This is a genomic window from Bradyrhizobium sp. USDA 4474 (assembly GCF_054057515.1).
Genome location: NZ_JBSRZJ010000002.1, coordinates 430,987 through 449,318 on the forward strand (window position 1 = coordinate 430,987; position 18,332 = coordinate 449,318).

Below are 18,332 nucleotides of genomic sequence, written 5' to 3' on the forward strand. Positions count from 1 at the left end.
GACACAATCATGAAACCCGCTATCGTCATCGCTCCATGCAAACCGTGGGGGACACGATATGGACGACGACAAGCCGATCTCCGAGCAGGCCATGGAGACGATCACCACCGCAGTGGAAGCGACCAAGGACGCCGCCGTCGCCGCCGTGAAGAAGGTGAAGAAGGCAACCAAGAAGGTCGCAAAGAAAGTCGCGCCGAAGAAGGCGTCCAAGAAGAAGGCCGCCAAGAAGTCTTCGAACAAGGCTGCAAAGAAGTCCTCGAAGAAAGCGACCAAGAAGGCGGTGAAGAAATCCGCGAAGAAGGCCGCGGCCAAGTCGAAAAAGAAGGCCAAGAAGGCCAAGCGCTGATCACAGCGCTTGGATGATGTCTCCGGGTGCGGGCCCGCCCGGAGACCGCTCCTGCGAACCTCTATCCCTGCTTTTTGGCTGCGCGCCTGCCCGGATGATGCTTCCCTTTCGGATCGCGAAACTCGCTGCGATGGCCGCGCCGGTCTTCAGCGTTGAAACGCCGCCGCTTCGCAGGTGAGCCGAACGCCTTGATCACCTTCCTGCCCTTGACCTTCTTGATGACGTAGCCGCCTTCGGTCATCGAGAACGGCGCCTTCAGCGTACCGTTGTGGTCGAACCTGGTACCGCGGGGATGCTTGATGGGTTCGAACCAGGACGGATAGACGAAGTTCGACATCGGGAAACCGCTGACGAGGAAGCCATCCTCCTCCACGGCGTCGCAGACCTCGTAGGCGTATTGGGTGTTCCGGTCCTTGTCGGCCCAGAGATTGGCGAGGGGATCGAGCACCATCTCGAACAGCTCGTGTGACGCCGCCATGCTGACCGGCTCGTCGCCGAGCGCCTTGACGAAGATCTTCGAGATCGGCTGGCCCTGATACGTCAGCTCGTGCCGCCCGAGCATGTTCTTGTCGGAGGCGTCGTCGAAATAGACGAGCTGCCAGTCGGTGTGTTTCGGTTTGCGCGTCACGTAGAGATCGACGGGATAGCCCCAGACCGGCAGGAAGTGCTCATCATAGCATTTTTGCAGCGCCGCGGTGAGTTTGCCCATCATGCCGCTGTCGATCGTCTCGTCAGCGTGGTTGATGCAGGCAATCCGGACCGGCTTCAGGGAACGGCCGAGCAGTGCTCGCTTCGCCTTCTTCTTCATGGAAATCACCGCGTGAGAGTTCAGCTGAATTGCGATCAGCCTATCACGATGCCCTCGGCACGCCAGGGATGTATTCCGGCGGCGTGGCTTAGGAGCCGAAGCGTCGGTTGACCACGAACACCGCGGCCGCGCACATCGTCATCCCGGCGATCGCCAGAGCATCGAGCTTCTCGCCGAACAGCACATAAGCCATCAGCGCGGTCACGGCGGGCACCAGATAAAACAGGCTCGCAACCGATGTCGCTGCAGCGTGACGGATGAGCCAGTACAAAAGGCTGATCGATCCGATCGAAAGTGCGATCGCGAGCCAACTGAGCGCGAGCACGAACTCGCGCGTCCAGTGCACGACCCGGTCCTCGAACAAAAGGGCGCCGGCTGTGAAGAAGATGGTGACCGCCACATATTGCACGAGATTGCCGGCCCGCCAGTCGATGTGACTGCAGAAGCGGCGCTGATACAGCGTGCCGAGCGTGATGCTGACCAGCGACACCACTGAGGCGAGCCAGCCGAGTCCGGCTTCGCCAATCATCGGGCGCTCGCGCAGAATCAGGGCCACGCCGCCGAGCCCGAACACGAGACCTGCCCACTGCACCGGCGTCACCTTCTCGCCGAGCCAGCGATTGGCGATGGTCGAGGTCAGAATCGGCTGCAGGCCCGGAATGAGCGCGGAGAGGCCTGCCGGAATCGAATGCGCGATCGCGATCGCGGTGCCGCCGAGATAGAAGCCGTGGACGAGTATGCCGGCGACCGCGCTGTGCGCGATACCGACTCGATCAGGCCATTTCGGGCGGGTAATGCCGGCGATGATCGCCATCAACCCGACCACCACCGCCATACGGATGGCGAGATAGGTCAAGGGATCGGCGTTGTTGACGACGTATTTGGTGCCGATGAAGCCGGTGCTCCAGAGCAGGACGAACAGGACAGGCGCTGCGCGCGCGGCCAGATGATCGTGATGATGATGATTCATTTGCCGCCTCATTGCCCGAGCGGCGACGGTGCGGCAATGTGAATTTCTGATGCTGCGCTGCGACGGTGCACAGCCGCTCAGCTCAGCCCATCACCACTCTTCCGGACAGGGATCGATGATCTTCCAGAGCTCGACCCCGTTCTTGATCTTCTTCATGTCGGTGGTCAGCCCGCCATTGCGGCGAATCCAGTCCTTCACCGTGTCAGGGTAGTAGGACATCAGGTCGGAGGTTCCCGCTGCGCTGGTGACCTTGATTCCAAAGGTGAATGCCTTGTCGTAATAGGCCTGGTGGAAGCCGAGACTCGCCTTTGGTGTCACGCAGATCTTGTTCAGCGGCACGATGCCGAGCACGAGCGTGCAGGCCGAGTTGCAGATCCCGTCGATGATCACGCGCTCGCCGGTGTCGCGGACGCGCTTGTACTTAGCCTTGTACTCTTCGACGTAGCCTCCGTGGTCGCGGGTGATGTGCAGTTCAGCCCGTGCGGGCGCGGCGGCGACGAAGAGCAACAGCAGGCTGAGGAGCGTGATGCGCATGGCAGGTTGCGATGAAAACCTTGCAGGAACGTACCGGCCCCTCGAAGAGGACCTCAATGAAAATCCCCAAAGGAGCCGGGGCGGAATCTTTGACCGGATTCTCTTTGGCCATACTTGTGTGGGGAATTCGTTAAGCATCCCGAAAAGGCCAAAAATGGGCAGGCCCGACCGCGCTTCCGGCAATTCTGTCACACCCACCCGGGAATCTGCGGGATTAGCCCCGCTTTCCGGGCCCCGGATGGGTGCCCTGGCGGTCCGAAATGGCTATAGATGGGTGACCGATTTGCGTGGGTCCGGAGAATCGACATGAGCCAATTCAAGCTTGTAGCCGCGGTTGCTGCCTTGTCGGCCGCAATTCTAGTCCCCAGCCTCGCGGAGGCCAGGGGCCATCACCGCTATTACGCCAGTCCGCTGCCCTACCCGATCAGCTATCTGCACAATTACGGCCCGGGTATCACGCCCGGTACCTTCGCCTTCTACGACGGCCCATCGACCAACCACTGCTATCAGAGCGCTGCCGCCTATGTCGGCCAGGACAGGCGGCGCCACCCCTGCTTCTGAGGGGCGTGGCCACAGCCATGCGGGCGTCTAGCTGAGGATCTGCTCTCAGCACTCCATTTCGGTTCTGCCACAATTTGATCAGAACAACTTCGATACCCTGTGTCGCGTAAGCGGAGGAAGACATATGAACCTTAAAATCGGCCTTGTCGCCGTGTTCCTGCTCGGTGCACTCGCGGCATCGTCGTCGGTCGCATCGGCCATGCCGGTTGCGCCAGCACCTGCGCCCCCGCAGCTCTCAGACGTCGAGCAGGCCCGCACGGTCTGCAATGCCTGGGGACGCTGCTGGTGGCAGCCGAACGTCTATTACGGCTACGGTTACGGCCCCGGATATTATGCGCCACCACGCTATTACGGCCCGCGCTACTATCGGCCGCGCTATTATGGATATTATGGCCGCCGCTGGTGAGTTTTGAAGGGGCCCTCTGGGCCCCTTCGCTTTTGCGAGATGGCGCTGGAGTCCGCTGCAGCTGAAGCAACTCCAAGACTGATCTAGATCAAAGATGAAGTTTGCCGTGCCGTCATGCTGCGCGGATGACCGATTTGATAGTATTCCGGTGCCCGCGGGCGGGCAGAATCTGCAAGCACATCTTGAAAAGCAGCCAAGCCGGGAAGGATGAAGCTTTGCATCCTTCGCCTGCAGGCGCCTCCATTTCATGACCTGTTGCCCGCGCAGCGGATGAACCGGAGAGGTTTGACGTAGCCACGCATCCGGTCCCCGCGTCCGCAATATCAGCGCGGGGAATCCTGTTTACTGAATCGTCGCGTTTCGCCATTGATCGGCGCATCGACGTTCGTTTCGTTGTCACATTGCAGCATTCGGCCAGACGCATGTTCTTCGACGCTCTTGCCCCCTCCTCCGCGCTCCAGCTGACCCGGTTTACCGATGTCGACGCGTTTCGACCGGCCGAGTCCCTGGAGGACGCCCGGAGCATTCCGCTTGATGTCGCCAATTTCGCAGCGGCGCGCGCCATCGTGAACCTGCCGGGGTGTCGGATCATTGTGGCGAGGTCATTCGCACGCATTCTCGATAGCGTTTACCGCGCGCCAGGCGGCATGGTGATTCTGCCGATGACCGACGATCTGCGGGCCAGTTCGAGCGGGGTGGATATCGACTCGCGCTTCTTCATCGCCTTGCGCGGCAACCACCATTGCCATTTTGTCGAACCGCGGATCAATCACCATGCGCTGATCATGTTCTCACCCGCACTCGGGGATCGCGGCTGGTTCGATCGCGCCGACACTTTGTGGGTTCGTATCGCGGACCCCGCTGCGCATCTGTACGCGCGGCAGCTTGTGCAAGATATCTTGCAGACCGCGTCCATACAGCCGGATATGTTCGGAACGCCGGAGGTCGCCGCGCACCTTCAGGAGGGCCTGTTGCTCGCCTTCGACGAGTTGTTCCGGATCAACCCGTCGCGCGATCGCGGCGCTCCACGTGCGGGCGCACGCTCAGCCAGGCTCGTGCAGCAGATCGACGACTACGTCACAGCCTATCCAACCGCTCCGATCTACACAGCCGATCTCGCCGATGAATTTGACGTCTCGATCCGCACCCTGGGCGGTGCGGTGGCCAAGGTGCGCGGGATGAGCCTGCATCAATACATCCGGCTGAAGCGGCTCTGGGCAACCCGCTCACAGCTCCTCAGAAGCGGTGCCGCCTCGGTGGCCTCGTGCGCGCGCGCCCAAGGCTTCCACCATCTCGGCGAGTTTGCCGCAGCTTACCGCGCGACCTTCCACGAAGCGCCCTCGGACACGCTGGCGCGAGCCCGGCAAACCGGTTTTCCGGCGAACTGACATCTTCACCGTACTGAGAGGTGGATGGGCAACAAGCCGGCCTGGACGGCGGGAAGACCCTGGGCAGCTTACGAATGGCGCGCTCGGAAGGATTCCAAGCCTCCGACCCTCGGAATCGAAATCCGCTCAGTCCGCAAGCAGTTAGAGTGGATGTTTCGTCGCCTTGCCGCGGAGTTGCGTCTCTCTCCTGCGTGCTCATCGACCAGATTGTTGGGTAGGTCTGAATGCTCGGCGAAGCGATCCGGCCGGACGCTTGAGCGCCACGCCGGTGCCGCACGCCTCAAAGCGCAGGTCCGCAATGGCGGCTCCGGATATCCCGCCGCCCCCGTTATCGCGAATGCGTGTGGGGACGCCCCCTTGACGCCCGAGTCTTTCCATCCATATACCATCCATATGGATGCCAACGGGATGCTATGTGATGCCGAGCAACGTTCACGAAATCCGACCAAAGCCGTCCGACACGGAAAAAATCACGATCAATCTTGGTTTTGTCGATCTCGGTCAGGTCGACTTGATGGTGCAGGAAGGGTTCTACTCGAACCGCACGGATTTCATCCGGACCGCGATCCGCAACCAGCTCGAACGCCATGCCGACGTGGTCAAGCAGTCCACGGCGCGAAAGAGCCTGGACCTGGGCTTGCGAAACTACAGCCGCGAGGATCTCGAGGCGGCGCGGCGGGCGGGCGAGATGCTGCATATCAATGTTCTGGGCCTCGCGACTATCGCCCAGGACGTCACGCCCGAGCTTGCCCGCGCGACGATCGCCTCGATCTCCGTATTAGGAGCTCTGCACGCGAGTCCGGCCGTCAAATCCGCCCTCGCTGACAGAACGAGGTAAGGCCATGCTGAAACTGGATATGGTTCGCGAAGCCACACGCCTGACGCGGTCGGGCCAGCTCGTTGAGGCCACCGCGCTGATCCAACGCGTGCTTAGGGGTGAGAGCGCGCCGGACGTCACCGCTCCCGGCACACGCCGCTCTCCCGCGACAGAAAGAAAGCCGCCGATCATCGACGCCAAGCCACACGTGGCCGCGACGAGGAGTCCGCGTCGCACAGCCCGTGCGCCGGTGGATCTCGCCAAGAATCTCCCTGGGCTTGGCCTCGGAGGACCGCTGCGGCGCGCCCCGCCGTCCATGGCGGACATCGTGCCGGACGGCACCCGGTTCGTCGAAGGTAGCTACTGCAACGCTGCGGGAAGCCGCTCCTACCGGCTCTTCATCCCCAGCGGCTATCATGGACAGGCCATTCCGCTCGTGATCATGCTGCACGGTTGCACGCAGTCGCCGGAGGATTTCGCCGCCGGCACGCGGATGAACTTCATCGCCGAAGAACAGACCTGCTTCGTGGCCTATCCCGCGCAACGAGCCGAAGCGAACCAGGCGAAATGCTGGAACTGGTTTCGTCCAGCCGACCAGCAGCGCGGTGGGGGCGAGCCTTCGCTCATCGCCGGCATCTCCCGCCAGATCATGCGCGACTATTCGGTCGATCGGGAACGCGTCTACGTCGCCGGACTGTCCGCCGGGGCCGCAGCCGCGGCCGTCATGGGATCGACGTACGGCGATCTGTACGCGGCGATCGGCATTCATTCCGGACTGGCCTGCGGAGCAGCCAGCGACCTTCCCTCCGCGCTGATGGCCATGAAGCAAGGCGGCGGACCTGAGGCAATGCCGGGCGACGGCCCGCCCGTGCCGACAATCGTCTTCCACGGCGATCGCGACACCACGGTGCATTCCAAAAACGGCACTCGGATCGTCCGACAGTCGATCGGCGCATCCGGCACGAAGGCGAAGGTGCACCGCGGGCGGGTACCTGGAGGGCATGCCTACACCCGCACGGTCCACACCGACGTCGGCGGGCGGGGAATCCTCGAACACTGGGAAATCCACGGAGCCGGACACGCATGGTCGGGAGGCAGCCCTGCCGGCTCCTACACCGATCCGGACGGACCGGATGCGACGAGGGAGATGCTGCGTTTCTTTCTCGAACATTCGTTGCAGAGGAGACGAAACTAGCGTCACTGCGAACGACTCACAGTCACTTCGCGCAGCGCGCGCAGAGGTTGGCAATTGACCCATCGTCTGGCGAACGCAACGGCGACATCCATTCAGAATGCGGCATCTGATGGCGCTCAGAATGACAATCCTGAGACAGCCAAAAGCGCTTGATAGTCATCAGGGTGAATGGCGCGCTCGGAGAGATTCGAACTCCCGACCCTCGGAATCGAAATCCGATGCTCTATCCAGCTGAGCTACGAGCGCCCTGACCCGGGTGAGGGGCCACAAACCGACTGCCTCGGTCGTACGCTGGTGGGCCGGCGCACCGACGACGTTCGGATCGGTTCGAATTAGCAGAGAGGTCGGACAATAAAAAGCCCTTCCCGCCTTCATCCAGGGGGGATCAGACCATTCTTACCAGGTCGTGTCGAAAAGACCGAAATGCGGCTGCTGTGCCACCTGCATCATCGGCTGGCCGCGCCGCGGCGCCGAATGCGCCCGAGCCAGCTTGCGCTTGGGCTGAACTGGGGCCTGAACCTGCGCCTGCGGCTTCCCCTCGGCCTTCGGCGTGAATTGGGCAAATGTCTCGCGCACCCGCGCCTTCGCGGAGGCGTCAGCCAATGGGTCTGCCTGCGCGGTCGGCTGAGGTACGGCGGCCGCGGTCTTCATCACCGGCGCGGCGATGGTCGGCTGGCTGGTGTCGAGCACGACACGTTCAGGCAGATGACGGTCGGACCGGATTCGGATCAGCGGCTGGTCGTAGCTTGCAGCTGCAACGGTCTGCACGGCCGGCAACGTCGGCCAAACGAAATCAGTTGCGAATAACAGTGCGAGCAACGCTCCACCGACGAACAGGAAGTACCGAAAGATGGGCATTGACCGCGCTCCGCCCCCCGCATCCGCGCGTGGGCTTTTCGCCTTAACCGGCGATCCTTTAATTGGTTCCTGGGCCCAGCCTTTGGTTCAAATGGCAACGCCAAGATTTTCGGCCAAGGGGCGTGCAAGGTAACTTTTCCGCTAGCGGAATGTGCAGCCCTTAGGCGCGCCGCGCCGTCACGAGCGAGCACTTCGCCTGGTCGGCGTTCACGTTGACGAATCCGACCGGGACGTGGGCAAAGGTCTTGCGGCTCTTCATGCCAACGGTATCGGCCAGCACGCGGCTGCGGTCCGTCAGATGGCTGCCGTCGCGCCGCGCAAAAGCGCAGACGATCTCGACATCCTTTACAGCATAATCATTGTCATTCCGCACGGTGAAGGTCACCAGCGCCTTCGAGCCAAGGCCGCCGCGCCTCCAGGTCTGCGAGGAGATCCTCATTCGGTCGAGCTCGGCGTCCCCCGCAGCGGGGGTATCGGAGGCCGCCGCCGGGGGAGCCGGATTGTCGCCCGCCAAGGCGAAGCTCACCAAGGTCGATTTCACCGGTTCGGTTTCAGCGACATTGCCTTGGGAAGGATGCGTCGTCAGCCCGAGGGCACCGCCAACCACGAGTGCAGCCATTAAGAGGCCGCGCTCGACCCGGACGTTTGCGGACTTCGTACCCTCGCCATTCCTGACGAAGGTTCCCGGTCCGATCGGAGCAAACCCTTCGCTCATGGGTGCGTCACTCGCCTCCTCTTTCAACCGGTGAGACGAGTTCAGGTTCCCGCATCCATGCGAATTTCGGATAGGAGCCATAGTGTCCATCGCCTAACATGCGCTGCGACATCGCGAACGCCCTGCCGAGAGGAATTGAAATGCCAATCATCGTCACCTGGGATCACGTCCATCTGCGCAGCCCCGATCCGGAAGCGACCGCGACGTGGCTGCAGGATATCCTCGGCGGCGAGATCGTGCGCGCGCCAGGGCGCATCGATGTGAACCTCGGCGGCGCAAGGATCTTCATCGCGCCGCTGGAAGGCGACAGCGCCGTCAGCCCGCCGCCTCCTCACCCTCATCAGGGCCTCGACCATTTCGGGCTCACGGTGAAGGACATCGATCTCGTCGCCGCCGAGATCAAGGCCAAGGGTGTGACCTTCACACGCGAGCCGACCACGATCCGGCCCGGCGTCCGCGTCTGCTTCATCCGCGGTCCCGAAGGCATCTCCATCGAGCTGCTCGAGCGCGACAAGAAATACACGTGATTCCTCAGGGCCTAAGGGCGTTGCCCGTCATTTCAGTGTCACAGATACAACGGGCGGGCAGCCAAGCGAAACTGCCGCGTTGCGCGAGGGGTTGCGCTTTGGCATAAAAGCCTCACCGGTTTAGCCATTGGGCGATGGCGTCCGGCCGACGGGCGCAATGAAGAACGGCCTCTATTCGATCCATGTGAGCCTGCTCGATGGCCGAGCCGGCAAGGGTAGCGGCGTGATTCTTTTTCGCGACGGCAAAATCCTTGGCGGCGATGCCTACCTCTACTACACCGGCAGCTACGTGGTGAAGGACGACCACACGTTCAAGGGCGAGGTGCTGGTGCAACGGCACACCTCGCCGCGCGGCGACGACAATCCGCTGTTCGGCGGCCCTGCCCCCGTTGGCATCGGCGTCAGCGGCACCTACACGGAAACCCGCGCGGAGATGACCGGCACAGCGCTGGTTGGCAAGGCCAGCCTGATTTTCGGCGCCACCCTGCACAAGCTTGTAGACGCCGACTAGCCACAGATCTATTCGGCAGCCTGCTCCAGCGGCGCCGTGCGCGGCAGGATGATCTGGATCCGCGTACCGCTGCCCGGCTCGGAAACGAGATCGAGTCGCCCGCCGAGCCGGTTGGTGACGATGCTGTAGACGATGTGCAGCCCCAAACCGGTGCCGCCTTGGTCGCGCCGCGTCGTGAAAAACGGATCGAAGGCGCGGCGGCGCACGTCGAGCGACATGCCGCAGCCATTGTCTGAGACGATAATCTCGACATTGTCCTTGCCGGATTCGCGCACCTGGATGTCGATGATGCCAGGACGTCCGTTCGGAAAAGCATGCGCGACCGAATTCAGGAACAGATTGGTCAGCACCTGGCCGTACGGGCCGGGATAGCTGTTCATGGTCAGGTTAGGCTGGCACTCGACGTTGAGCGTGAGATTCTGCTTGCGCAGCCCCGGGCGCAGGCTCATCACCACCTGCTCGGTGAGGTCGGCGAGGTCGAAGCTGCGCTGGTCAGAGTAGTTGCGGTCGGCCGCGACCTGTTTGAAGGACTGGATCAGCTCGGCGGCGCGGTTGAGATTGGAGACCAACTGCGAGGAGGCGTCGCGGCTGGTGTTGAGGTAATCGTTGAGGGTCGAGCGGCGAAGCTCGCCGCGCTCGACCTCGGCACTGAACATCGCGGTCTTGCGCTCCAGCGCCGAGGCGACAGTCAGGCTGATGCCGACGGGGTTGTTGACCTCGTGCGCCACGCCGGCGACCAGGCGTCCGAGGGCCGCGAGCTTTTCGGCCTCGATCAGCGAGGCCTGGGTCTCGCGCAGATTGCGCAGCGCGGTCTCAGCGGAGTCCTTGGCCTTCCGCATTTCCTGTTCACCGCGCTTGCGCTCGCCGATGTCGAGCGCCACGGTGACGATCCGCTCGATCTCACCCTCGGCATCGAGCAGCGGCAGCTTGTTGACCAGCCATTGCCGCATGTTGCCGGAGGCGTCCTTGTACTCCTCCTCGTAGAATCCGAGCCCCTTTCGCAAGGCCAGCACGCGCTTGTCGTTCTCGTCGGTCTTGGCGGCGCCGTAGCGCGACATCAGATCGGCGGTGGTGCGGCCGAGCGCATCGCCGGGTTCGATACCGAAGATGCCTGCCATATAGCGGTTCATCAGCACGTAACGGAGGTCGCGGTCCTTGACGTTGATGACGGCGGGCACGGTGTCGATGACCTGCTGGAGCAGGCGCCGGCCTTCGGCGATGGCATCTTCCGCCCGCTTCTGGTCGGTGATGTCGCGTAACGTACCCTCGTAGCGGACGATCGTGCCCTGCTCGTCCCGTACCCCCGTCGCACTGTCGGAGAGCCAGAGGATGTTGCCGCTGCGTTGGCGTACCTGGTACTCGAACTCGCGCACAATGCCGTCGCGATGCATCAGCCGCTGGTACTCCACGCGGGCCTCGGGATCGACATAGATGGTGTGGGCGATATCGTTGATGCTGTCGATCAGGTGCTGCGGGCTGTCATAGCCCATCATCCGTGCCAGCGCCGGATTGGCGTTGAGGAGATCGCCTGCCGGCGTCGTCACGTAGATGCCGTCGACCGACCCCTCGAATAGCTTGCGATAGCTCTCTTCCGCCAGCCGCTGCTCGGTGAGCGCCCGCACCGCCGCTTCGCGTGCCGTGTCGGCCTCCTCCAGCGCGCGGCGGAACACCTCCGCCGCGCGGGCAATATCGCCGATCTCGTTGTTGAGATCGGCCGACGGGATCGAGGTCCTTTTCTCGCCCGCCGCGAGGGCACGAATGGAGCGCGCGATCTGGGCCAACGGACGCACCGTCCGCCCCACGACGAAAACGGCGGCGAGGATGCCGATCAACACGCCCATGCTGCCGAGCACGATGCTCTGCCAGCGCGCTTCCGCAAGCGTCCGGGCGAAGTCGCGCGACAGCACATGGCCGCGGCGGTCGCTGACGTCACGGAGCAATTCGGTGACGCGGCCGATCAACCGGCCCTCGGTTCCCAGCACCTCACGATCGATATCGGCGATCTGCCGTTCGCGCACCGCGACTGCGATGATGGCATCGGCGTAATTGTTCACCGCGGTCTTCAGCTTGCCATCGGGAATGTCCATTGTCCGCATGCCCAGCGCGGCCTGTTCGGCTGCGGAGGGATTGCGCGCGAGCAATCCAAGCGCGATCCGGCTCTGGGCCTCCGACAGGCGCGCGGCGAGATCACGGTCGCCGCTTTCGGAGACCGCGGCGTCGAATTGGTCGCGCAGCGGGGGCAGCCCGGCTAGCAGTTGCGCACGGCGATCGATCAAGGTCGATATCCGGTCCAGCCCGCTCCGGTAGGTCGCAAGCCGCTCGGAGACGCCGTCGATCATGTCCTGCTGTTCGGGCGCCAGCTCGATTCGGGTCTTCTTGAGGATGTCGCTCAGCGTCGAGGCCGCCTCGCCGACCTGTTTGAACTGGATGCCGGCGCCGGGATCGGTGACGAAGTCACGCGCGGCGAGCCGCAAATCGTTCATGCGGCGGTCGATGTCCTCTGCGAGGTCGCCGACGCTTTGCAGCCGCTGGAGTTCGGCGAAGGTGGCGTCGATATGCCGGATCGCGATCACGCTAGCAGTCGAGGTGACGATGATCACCGCCAGCACCAGGATGAAGCTGCCGAACGTCATCTGGCCGATCGACAGCGAAAACGATCGCTTCTGCGGCGGATTCGGTGGCGTTTCGACGGACATTGGGGCTGAACCGGACTCCATACCCGCCCTATATACGCCGTATCGCCCCTCCGGGGGAACATGCCTCCGCGAGGCGGAACGGGCTGTTTTTCATGATGGTTTAGCGACGGCTGGGCCGCCGGGCCGGAAACCTGAGGTCCATGGCGATCGGTCCACGCTGCCATGGACGAACTTCAGGGCCTCGGCGCTCCCCAATACTTCGTTTGATATCGAAGTATTCTAGCCGACCGCGCCGACCTCGAACACCTCACCGTCATAGCCTGCTTCGCGGGGGATGCGGAGCTGGCGGCCGGTTTCGGTCTTGGTCATGACCGGCATCACCGTGACAATGGACATGCCTTTGGCATGCTCGAGTGCCGCCTTCACGTTCGGCTGCTTGGCGAGCCGGATCAGATTGCGCGTGGTCGGGAACGGCAACTTGAAGCGACCGCTCTCACCGCCCTCCACTGCCTCGCGCGCCGACAACCAGATCGAATCGGTGGACTCGCGTCCATCATGCGCGCCGAGCTGGTCGGGCGGTGCTGCGGCGAGGAAGAACCAGGTGTCGAAGCGCTTGGGCATCCCCTCCGGCGTGATCCAGTGCGCATAGGGCACGAGCGTGTCGAGCGCGAGCTGGAGATCGTTATCGGCGAGAATGCTCAGAAAGCTGATCTTGTGCTCGTTGAGCGCGACGCGATGCGCGTCGGCGATCTCGCCGGCGCGCTTCGCGTCGATAGGCGTGTTCGAACCATTCGAACGCGCCAGCAGGATGCCGCTCTCTTCGAACGTTTCGCGGATCGCGGCGATCCGAAAACCGCGGTCCGCTTCGCTCAAGGCTTCACCGCCCGAGTAGAGATCGGAACGCTTGACGATCTCCTGATCGCCGGCATCCACGCTTCCCCCGGGAAACACCAGCGCGCCCGAGTTGAACTCGATCTGATGATGGCGCACCATCATGAAGATCTCGACTTCCTTCGCTCCGTCACGAAGCAGAAGGATCGTCGAGGCCGGGCGTGACGCTGATGTCTCGGGCATTCAACTAACCTGCGGCGCTGGATTGCGGGCCGAGATTGGCGCGCTTGTCGAAACGAGCGACGCGCGACAAGAGATAATCGACTTCCGCCTTTGCCGTTGCCGTTATCGTTGCCCCCGGCTTGCGCTGTGCGCTGGAGGCGATGATGCCGCGCTTCTGCAGCACGTATTTGCGCACGGTGAGGCCGACGCCGGGCTGCTGCTCGTAGCGGATCAGCGGCAGATGCGCGTCGAAGATGTCATGCGCGGCATCGCGCTTGCCGGCCTTGGAAAGGTTGACGACGTCGATCAGAAGCTCGGGGAAAGCGTAGCCGGTCATGGCACCGTCGGCGCCGCGCTCCATCTCGAAGTCCAGGAACGTGCCGCCATTGCCGCAGAGGATCGAGAGCGGACGGAGCGAGCCATCCTTCTGGAAGCCGCGCAACGTCGTGATCTTCTCCAGGCCCGGCCAGTCCTCGTGCTTGAGCATCACGCAGTTCGGATTGTCCATGACGATCTTGCGGATCACGGCGGGAGTGAACACCACCGTGAGCGTCAGTGGATAATCTTGGAGCACCCATGGCACGTCGGGGCCGATCGCCTCGGCCGCCTGCTTGAAATACCCGACGATCTGGTCGTCGGTGCGAAGCGAGGGCGGCGGCGCGATCATGACGCCGGCGGCGCCCGCGTCCATCGAGGCCCTGGCCAGCGAGCGCATGGTGGCAAAGCCGGGCGCCGAGACCCCGACGATCACCTGCATCTTCTTGGCGCGCTTGACGTAGCGCACCGCCACCTGCTCGGCTTCGGCGGCGTCCAACTTCGGAGCCTCGCCGAGAATCCCGAGCACCGTGACGCCGTCGCAGCCGACCTCCTCGTAGAAATCGGTCAGGCGATCGATCGAGCGCTCGTCGATGCGGCCGTCGTCGTGGAACGGCGTCGGCGCGATTGCGAAGGTGCCCTTAGCGTCGGCGGTGAGTCTCATCAGTCTCTCTCTCTTTCTCCGTCATTCCCGGACGCGCGGAAGCGCGAAGCCGGAATGACACAATCAGCCTAAAACCGCCGCGCGCCCATCTTGATCTGCTCTTCGGAGAAGAAGATCTCCCGGGCATGCTCAACGATGTCCTGGGCGTTCCAGCCCGTGTGCGGCGGCTTCCAGCCTTCCATCTCCATCATCCGCATTTCGCGCACACCACGGGGCCCGGACACGCCCAGCACCTTGCCGGTCTGATCGCCGGACAAATCGCTGACCATGTATAGCACGGCCGGCGCAATGCCGTCCGGCCCAAGCGCCGCCGAGGGGTTCTCCTTGTAGCGGGGCAGGTCTGCGGTCATGCGGGTCAGTGCGCCCGGGGCGAGCGTCCAGATCCGGATGTTGTACTTCCGGCCCTCGATCGCCAGCACGTTGGAGAGGCCCCAGATGCCGCCCTTGGCGGCCCCGTAATTGGTCTGGCCGAAATTGCCGATCAGCCCTGAGGTCGATGAGGTGTTGACGATGACGCCGCCGCCGTGCTCCCGCATCCAGCGAAACACCGGCATCGTGCAACAGAAGGTGCCTTTCAGATGCACCTTGATGACCCTGTCCCAGTCGGCCTCGGAGGCTTTGTGAAAGGTCTGGTCGCGCAAAATGCCGGCATTGTTGACCAGGATGTCGGCTCGGCCAAAATGCTTGATGGCGTCGTCGAACACCGACTGGCCGCCTTCCATGGTCGAGATGTCAGCGCCGTTCGCGACCGCCTTGCCGCCCTCGGCCTTGATCGCGTCCACCACGAGCTGCGCCATCGAGGTGTCGGCGCCGGAGCCGTCGCGGGGCCCGCCGAGATCGTTGACGACGACCGAGGCCCCTTCCCGCGCGAACAGCTTTGCGTAGGCCTCACCGAGCCCCCCGCCCGCGCCGGTGATCAGCGCGACCTTGCCGTCGAGTAATCCCATGATGGTTTCTCCCTGTTTTGCTGTTCCCTGTCCGAAACGCGATGCAGCGTGAAACGCTGCGTCCGGGACACGAGATCTCCCTAGCCGAGCACCGTCTTGCCGTTCTTGATCACCGTAACGCCGCGCGAATTCACCTTGGCTTCGAACGAGATCACATTGCCGTCCTTCCAGAGGTCCATGGTCACGGTCTCACCGGGATAAACAGGCGAGGAGAACCGCGCGACGTGCTGGCGGAAGGCTGATGCGTCGTAGTCGGCATAGGTCTGCAGCACACCACGGCAGGTGATGCCGTAGGTGCACATGCCGTGCAGGATGGGGCGCGGGAAGCCGGCCTTCCTGGCGAATTCGGGATCGCTGTGGAGCGGGTTGCGATCGCCGCAGAGGCGATAGACGAGCGCCTGGTCAGGGCGCGTGACGATGTCGATGGTCTTGTCGGGTGCGCGCGAAGGCATCTTGTGCGGATCGGGCTGAGCCAGGTTCGGCCCGCCGAAGCCGCCATCACCGCGGGCAAAGCGGGAGGCGACCAGCGTGGCGAGCTTCTCGCCCTTCTCGTTCTTCAGCACGGTCTGGTGCGAGATGACGACGCCCTTGTCCTTGCCCTTGTCGTAGACCTCGACGACGGAAGAATCGGCGGTGATGTTCGCGGCCACGGGCAGCGGCTGGTGAAAGGTGATGTCGCGCTCGCCATCGACCACCATGACGCGGTTGAGGTTCATCTCGCCCGGGCCCGAGCCCCAGGCCGCGACGGAGGCAAAGGTCGGCACCACCTTCAGCGGCCGCGGCGTGAAGGTACCTTCATTGACGAAGGCGAGTTCGTTCTCGTCCAAGGGATCGGCACCGAGGCCGATGCCGCAGGCGTAGAGCATCACCTCGCGATCGCCATAGGCATATTTCTGGCCGAGGTTTTTGAGGGCTTTGAGCTCTTCGTATCTGGCGGACATTTGTTTGTGTTCCTCCCGGCGTCTGTCTCAGCGAGCAGCGGCGCTCGTTAATGTGCCCTCTCCCCTTGTGAGAGAGGGCGACGAGAGCCGTGCGGCAAACTCGTTTGGGTGAGGGGTTGCTTCCTCGGCAAAAGTCTCTGTGGAGAGAACCCTTCATCCGGTGCTTCGCGCCACCTTCTCCCGCAAGGGGAGAAGGGAAGTAAGAACTACACCGGCGTGAAGAACGGCAGCGGTGCCCCATCGGTCGGCTTGAACACCACCTTCACCTTCTGACCGATCTTCAGCTTCTCGATATCGCAGTCGACGAAATTGGTTTGCACCGACGGGCCCTCCTTCAGCGTGACGTAGCCGATGGCATAAGGACCGCTCGGCGACTTCCGCATCAGGCTCCAGGTGTAGATCGTGCCCTCGCCCGACGCCTCTTCCCATACCGTCTTGTCGGAGTAGCAGAACGGACAGATCGAGCGCGGGAAGTAGTGCGCTTCGCCGCAGGCGGTGCAGCGCTTGATCATGAACTTGCCCTGCCTGGCCGCGTCCCAGAAGGCCGCGGTTTCCGGATTGGTCACCGGGGCCGGATACTTCCTTGCTTCGCTCATCACACGCGCTCCAGAATGGCCGTCGAGGCGGCGTGGCGGACACCCAAGAGACCGCCGGTGCCGTGGGCGATGGCGAGATCGCAGTTCTTGACCTGCACCTTCGGATGCGCCTCGCCGCGCAGCTGCCTGACGGCCTCGATGATCTTGGTCATGCCGCCGCGATTGACGGGATGGTTGCTGCAAAGGCCGCCACCGTCGGTGTTGAATGGCAGCTTGCCGACCCCGGAAATCAGATTGCCGTCGGCGACGAACTTGCCGCCCTCGCCCTTCTTGCAGAAGCCGAGGTCCTCGAGCTGCATCAGCACCGTGATGGTGAAGCTGTCGTAGATCGAGGCGTATTTGATGTCCTTCGGCGTGATACCGGCTTCCTCGAACGCGCGCGGGCCGGACCAGATGCCGGCCGAGTATGTGAGATCGAGGTCCTTGCCGCCGCGCGGGCCCTTCATCGCCTCGCCATGGCCGATCAGCTTGACCAGCGGCTTCTTCAGGGTCCTGGCGATCTCGGGCGTCGTCACGATCAGCGCGCCGCCGCCATCGGAGACGACGCAGCAGTCCATGCGATGCAGGGGATCGGAGATCATCGGCGAGTTCAGGACATCCTCGACGGTCACAACGTCCTTGAGCATCGCATGCGGATTGTATTGCGCGTGGTGCGAGGCCGCGACCTTGATCCAGGCGAGCTGTTCGCTCGTCGTGCCATAGTCGTGCATGTGGCGCATGGCACACATGCCATAGGCATTGTGCGTGGTCGCGCCGTAAGCGGATTCGAAATCGAGCTCGGCCCCGGCGGCCCGCGGCGGCATCACGCCAGAGCGCGGCTTGCCGGCGAGCGTGATCAGCGCGATCGAGCACTTGCCCGCCGCGATTGCTTCAGCCGCATGGCCAAGGTGGATGATGTAGGAACAACCACCGGTCTCCGTGGAATCGACGTGACGAAGTTTTTTCGTGTTGAGACCGAGATAATCGACCATCGGCCACGCGCCCCCGGGCGCATCGCCCGCGCAGAAATAGCCGTCGACATCGTCCTTGCTGATCCCGGCATCCTCGATCGCCCCCTTGGCGACCTCGGCGTGGAGCTGGGCGGTGGATTTGTCCGGCGCATGCCGGGTCGGGTGCTCGTAGATCCCGGCAATGTAGGCCTTGCCCTTGATGGTCAAAACAGAGGTCTCCGCTCGCGTTTCTTCTTGGCTCTTTTTTCTGAACCGCACCGGGCGGATTGGCAAGCGCGGAAATATTCCGTCGGGCGAGAGGACAGCGGGTGGGCGCAAGCGAGGTCGGTCATGGAGGGCCGCTCTGCTCCCGCGCCGTCCTGCGAGCGCAGCGAAGCAATCCAGGACTTTCTCCGCGGGTGTATTTCTGGATTGCTTCGCTGCGCCCGCAATGACGGAAGAGGCAGCGGAAATCCCAACGGTGTTCAGCCCGACGGCACAAGCAATTTTCGTTTGATCGAAAAATGGGCCCGCGTTCGAAAAACAACCCCATGCACAGTAGAACAGTGGTTGATTTAAAAGGATAAATCGCAGCGCGGATTAGCCGGAGGCGTA

20 protein-coding genes and 1 tRNA gene are annotated in these 18,332 nt (G+C 63.1%); 8 read left to right on the plus strand and 13 right to left on the minus strand.

Annotation, left to right across the window (positions count from 1 at the left end):
- Positions 1 to 58 precede the first annotated feature (58 nt).
- Positions 59 to 346, plus strand: a complete 288-nt coding sequence (locus ACVW16_RS03750; RefSeq protein WP_456735413.1) for a histone — start codon at positions 59 to 61, stop codon at positions 344 to 346.
- Positions 347 to 407: 61 nt separating this feature from the next.
- Here the strand turns inward: ACVW16_RS03750 and ACVW16_RS03755 are convergent, their stop codons facing one another.
- From ACVW16_RS03755 to ACVW16_RS03765, 3 genes are all read right to left on the minus strand, one after another.
- A complete protein-coding gene (locus tag ACVW16_RS03755; protein ID WP_456704033.1) occupies positions 408 to 1,154 on the minus strand; it encodes a hypothetical protein in 747 nt (248 codons plus the stop codon).
- An 88-nt stretch (positions 1,155 to 1,242) separates the two neighbouring features.
- Complete coding sequence (locus tag ACVW16_RS03760; RefSeq protein WP_456802230.1) at positions 1,243 to 2,124, minus strand: DMT family transporter; 882 nt, start codon at positions 2,122 to 2,124, stop codon at positions 1,243 to 1,245.
- A gap of 90 nt (positions 2,125 to 2,214) precedes the next feature.
- On the minus strand, positions 2,215 to 2,658 hold the full coding sequence (locus ACVW16_RS03765; RefSeq protein ID WP_456735415.1) for a hypothetical protein: 444 nt from the start codon (positions 2,656 to 2,658) through the stop codon (positions 2,215 to 2,217).
- Positions 2,659 to 2,964: 306 nt separating this feature from the next.
- Here ACVW16_RS03765 and ACVW16_RS03770 point away from each other — a divergent pair, with 306 nt between their 5' ends.
- The 5 genes from ACVW16_RS03770 (at position 2,965) to ACVW16_RS03790 (ending at position 7,025) form a co-directional block, all read left to right on the plus strand.
- The gene (locus tag ACVW16_RS03770) at positions 2,965 to 3,219 is read left to right on the plus strand and encodes a hypothetical protein (protein WP_456704036.1); all 255 of its coding nucleotides are present in this window, start codon (positions 2,965 to 2,967) and stop codon (positions 3,217 to 3,219) included.
- Between the two features lie 124 nt (positions 3,220 to 3,343).
- Entirely contained in the window at positions 3,344 to 3,625 is a 282-nt protein-coding gene (locus tag ACVW16_RS03775; protein ID WP_456735416.1) for a hypothetical protein, read from the plus strand.
- Positions 3,626 to 4,047: 422 nt separating this feature from the next.
- The gene (locus ACVW16_RS03780) at positions 4,048 to 5,013 is read left to right on the plus strand and encodes a helix-turn-helix domain-containing protein (RefSeq protein ID WP_456735417.1); all 966 of its coding nucleotides are present in this window, start codon (positions 4,048 to 4,050) and stop codon (positions 5,011 to 5,013) included.
- Between the two features lie 418 nt (positions 5,014 to 5,431).
- Positions 5,432 to 5,851, plus strand: a complete 420-nt coding sequence (locus ACVW16_RS03785) for a CopG family transcriptional regulator (protein ID WP_407179934.1) — start codon at positions 5,432 to 5,434, stop codon at positions 5,849 to 5,851.
- A 4-nt stretch (positions 5,852 to 5,855) separates the two neighbouring features.
- Positions 5,856 to 7,025, plus strand: a complete 1,170-nt coding sequence (locus tag ACVW16_RS03790; RefSeq protein WP_456735418.1) for an extracellular catalytic domain type 1 short-chain-length polyhydroxyalkanoate depolymerase — start codon at positions 5,856 to 5,858, stop codon at positions 7,023 to 7,025.
- Positions 7,026 to 7,194: 169 nt separating this feature from the next.
- Here ACVW16_RS03790 and ACVW16_RS03795 read toward each other — a convergent pair.
- From ACVW16_RS03795 to ACVW16_RS03805, 3 genes are all read right to left on the minus strand, one after another.
- Positions 7,195 to 7,271: transfer RNA gene (locus ACVW16_RS03795), tRNA-Arg, on the minus strand.
- Between the two features lie 150 nt (positions 7,272 to 7,421).
- Positions 7,422 to 7,883 carry a hypothetical protein gene (locus ACVW16_RS03800; protein WP_456735419.1) on the minus strand — a complete coding sequence of 154 codons (462 nt, stop codon included), beginning with the start codon at positions 7,881 to 7,883 and terminating at the stop codon, positions 7,422 to 7,424.
- A 160-nt stretch (positions 7,884 to 8,043) separates the two neighbouring features.
- Positions 8,044 to 8,598: a hypothetical protein gene (locus tag ACVW16_RS03805; protein ID WP_456735420.1), complete on the minus strand. Its 555-nt coding sequence runs from the start codon at positions 8,596 to 8,598 to the stop codon at positions 8,044 to 8,046.
- A 140-nt stretch (positions 8,599 to 8,738) separates the two neighbouring features.
- Here ACVW16_RS03805 and ACVW16_RS03810 point away from each other — a divergent pair, with 140 nt between their 5' ends.
- Together ACVW16_RS03810 and ACVW16_RS03815 are read left to right on the plus strand one after the other, a co-directional pair.
- A complete protein-coding gene (locus tag ACVW16_RS03810; protein WP_456704042.1) occupies positions 8,739 to 9,125 on the plus strand; it encodes a VOC family protein in 387 nt (128 codons plus the stop codon).
- A 157-nt stretch (positions 9,126 to 9,282) separates the two neighbouring features.
- Positions 9,283 to 9,636 (plus strand): GrlR family regulatory protein, encoded by a 354-nt coding sequence (locus ACVW16_RS03815; protein WP_456704043.1) that lies wholly within the window; start codon positions 9,283 to 9,285, stop codon positions 9,634 to 9,636.
- An 8-nt stretch (positions 9,637 to 9,644) separates the two neighbouring features.
- Here the strand turns inward: ACVW16_RS03815 and ACVW16_RS03820 are convergent, their stop codons facing one another.
- The 7 genes from ACVW16_RS03820 to ACVW16_RS03850 all read right to left on the minus strand — a co-directional run bounded on the left by ACVW16_RS03820 (position 9,645) and on the right by ACVW16_RS03850 (position 17,945).
- The gene (locus ACVW16_RS03820) at positions 9,645 to 12,332 is read right to left on the minus strand and encodes a PAS domain S-box protein (protein ID WP_456735421.1); all 2,688 of its coding nucleotides are present in this window, start codon (positions 12,330 to 12,332) and stop codon (positions 9,645 to 9,647) included.
- Between the two features lie 219 nt (positions 12,333 to 12,551).
- The gene (locus ACVW16_RS03825; RefSeq protein ID WP_456735422.1) at positions 12,552 to 13,346 is read right to left on the minus strand and encodes an NUDIX hydrolase; all 795 of its coding nucleotides are present in this window, start codon (positions 13,344 to 13,346) and stop codon (positions 12,552 to 12,554) included.
- A gap of 4 nt (positions 13,347 to 13,350) precedes the next feature.
- Positions 13,351 to 14,304: a dihydrodipicolinate synthase family protein gene (locus ACVW16_RS03830; RefSeq protein WP_456735423.1), complete on the minus strand. Its 954-nt coding sequence runs from the start codon at positions 14,302 to 14,304 to the stop codon at positions 13,351 to 13,353.
- A gap of 68 nt (positions 14,305 to 14,372) precedes the next feature.
- A complete protein-coding gene (locus ACVW16_RS03835; RefSeq protein WP_456735424.1) occupies positions 14,373 to 15,251 on the minus strand; it encodes an SDR family oxidoreductase in 879 nt (292 codons plus the stop codon).
- An 80-nt stretch (positions 15,252 to 15,331) separates the two neighbouring features.
- The gene (locus ACVW16_RS03840) at positions 15,332 to 16,192 is read right to left on the minus strand and encodes a MaoC/PaaZ C-terminal domain-containing protein (RefSeq protein WP_456704048.1); all 861 of its coding nucleotides are present in this window, start codon (positions 16,190 to 16,192) and stop codon (positions 15,332 to 15,334) included.
- A gap of 206 nt (positions 16,193 to 16,398) precedes the next feature.
- Entirely contained in the window at positions 16,399 to 16,788 is a 390-nt protein-coding gene (locus ACVW16_RS03845; protein WP_456735425.1) for a Zn-ribbon domain-containing OB-fold protein, read from the minus strand.
- Positions 16,788 to 17,945 (minus strand): thiolase domain-containing protein, encoded by a 1,158-nt coding sequence (locus ACVW16_RS03850; RefSeq protein WP_456735426.1) that lies wholly within the window; start codon positions 17,943 to 17,945, stop codon positions 16,788 to 16,790. The genes ACVW16_RS03845 and ACVW16_RS03850 overlap by 1 nt, the downstream gene beginning before the upstream one ends.
- Between the last annotated feature and the right edge of the window lie 387 nt (positions 17,946 to 18,332).

What these genes read in the sequence shown, in the direction of transcription:
- ACVW16_RS03750 (WP_456735413.1), top strand. Translation starts at nt 59, where the DNA reads ATGGACGACGACAAGCCGATCTCCGAGCAGGCCATGGAGACGATCACC.
- ACVW16_RS03755 (WP_456704033.1), bottom strand. Translation starts at nt 1,154, where the DNA reads ATGAAGAAGAAGGCGAAGCGAGCACTGCTCGGCCGTTCCCTGAAGCCG.
- ACVW16_RS03760 (WP_456802230.1), bottom strand. Translation starts at nt 2,124, where the DNA reads ATGAATCATCATCATCACGATCATCTGGCCGCGCGCGCAGCGCCTGTC.
- ACVW16_RS03765 (WP_456735415.1), bottom strand. Translation starts at nt 2,658, where the DNA reads ATGCGCATCACGCTCCTCAGCCTGCTGTTGCTCTTCGTCGCCGCCGCG.
- ACVW16_RS03770 (WP_456704036.1), top strand. Translation starts at nt 2,965, where the DNA reads ATGAGCCAATTCAAGCTTGTAGCCGCGGTTGCTGCCTTGTCGGCCGCA.
- ACVW16_RS03775 (WP_456735416.1), top strand. Translation starts at nt 3,344, where the DNA reads ATGAACCTTAAAATCGGCCTTGTCGCCGTGTTCCTGCTCGGTGCACTC.
- ACVW16_RS03780 (WP_456735417.1), top strand. Translation starts at nt 4,048, where the DNA reads ATGTTCTTCGACGCTCTTGCCCCCTCCTCCGCGCTCCAGCTGACCCGG.
- ACVW16_RS03785 (WP_407179934.1), top strand. Translation starts at nt 5,432, where the DNA reads ATGCCGAGCAACGTTCACGAAATCCGACCAAAGCCGTCCGACACGGAA.
- ACVW16_RS03790 (WP_456735418.1), top strand. Translation starts at nt 5,856, where the DNA reads ATGCTGAAACTGGATATGGTTCGCGAAGCCACACGCCTGACGCGGTCG.
- ACVW16_RS03800 (WP_456735419.1), bottom strand. Translation starts at nt 7,883, where the DNA reads ATGCCCATCTTTCGGTACTTCCTGTTCGTCGGTGGAGCGTTGCTCGCA.
- ACVW16_RS03805 (WP_456735420.1), bottom strand. Translation starts at nt 8,598, where the DNA reads ATGAGCGAAGGGTTTGCTCCGATCGGACCGGGAACCTTCGTCAGGAAT.
- ACVW16_RS03810 (WP_456704042.1), top strand. Translation starts at nt 8,739, where the DNA reads ATGCCAATCATCGTCACCTGGGATCACGTCCATCTGCGCAGCCCCGAT.
- ACVW16_RS03815 (WP_456704043.1), top strand. Translation starts at nt 9,283, where the DNA reads ATGAAGAACGGCCTCTATTCGATCCATGTGAGCCTGCTCGATGGCCGA.
- ACVW16_RS03820 (WP_456735421.1), bottom strand. Translation starts at nt 12,332, where the DNA reads ATGTCCGTCGAAACGCCACCGAATCCGCCGCAGAAGCGATCGTTTTCG.
- ACVW16_RS03825 (WP_456735422.1), bottom strand. Translation starts at nt 13,346, where the DNA reads ATGCCCGAGACATCAGCGTCACGCCCGGCCTCGACGATCCTTCTGCTT.
- ACVW16_RS03830 (WP_456735423.1), bottom strand. Translation starts at nt 14,304, where the DNA reads ATGAGACTCACCGCCGACGCTAAGGGCACCTTCGCAATCGCGCCGACG.
- ACVW16_RS03835 (WP_456735424.1), bottom strand. Translation starts at nt 15,251, where the DNA reads ATGGGATTACTCGACGGCAAGGTCGCGCTGATCACCGGCGCGGGCGGG.
- ACVW16_RS03840 (WP_456704048.1), bottom strand. Translation starts at nt 16,192, where the DNA reads ATGTCCGCCAGATACGAAGAGCTCAAAGCCCTCAAAAACCTCGGCCAG.
- ACVW16_RS03845 (WP_456735425.1), bottom strand. Translation starts at nt 16,788, where the DNA reads ATGAGCGAAGCAAGGAAGTATCCGGCCCCGGTGACCAATCCGGAAACC.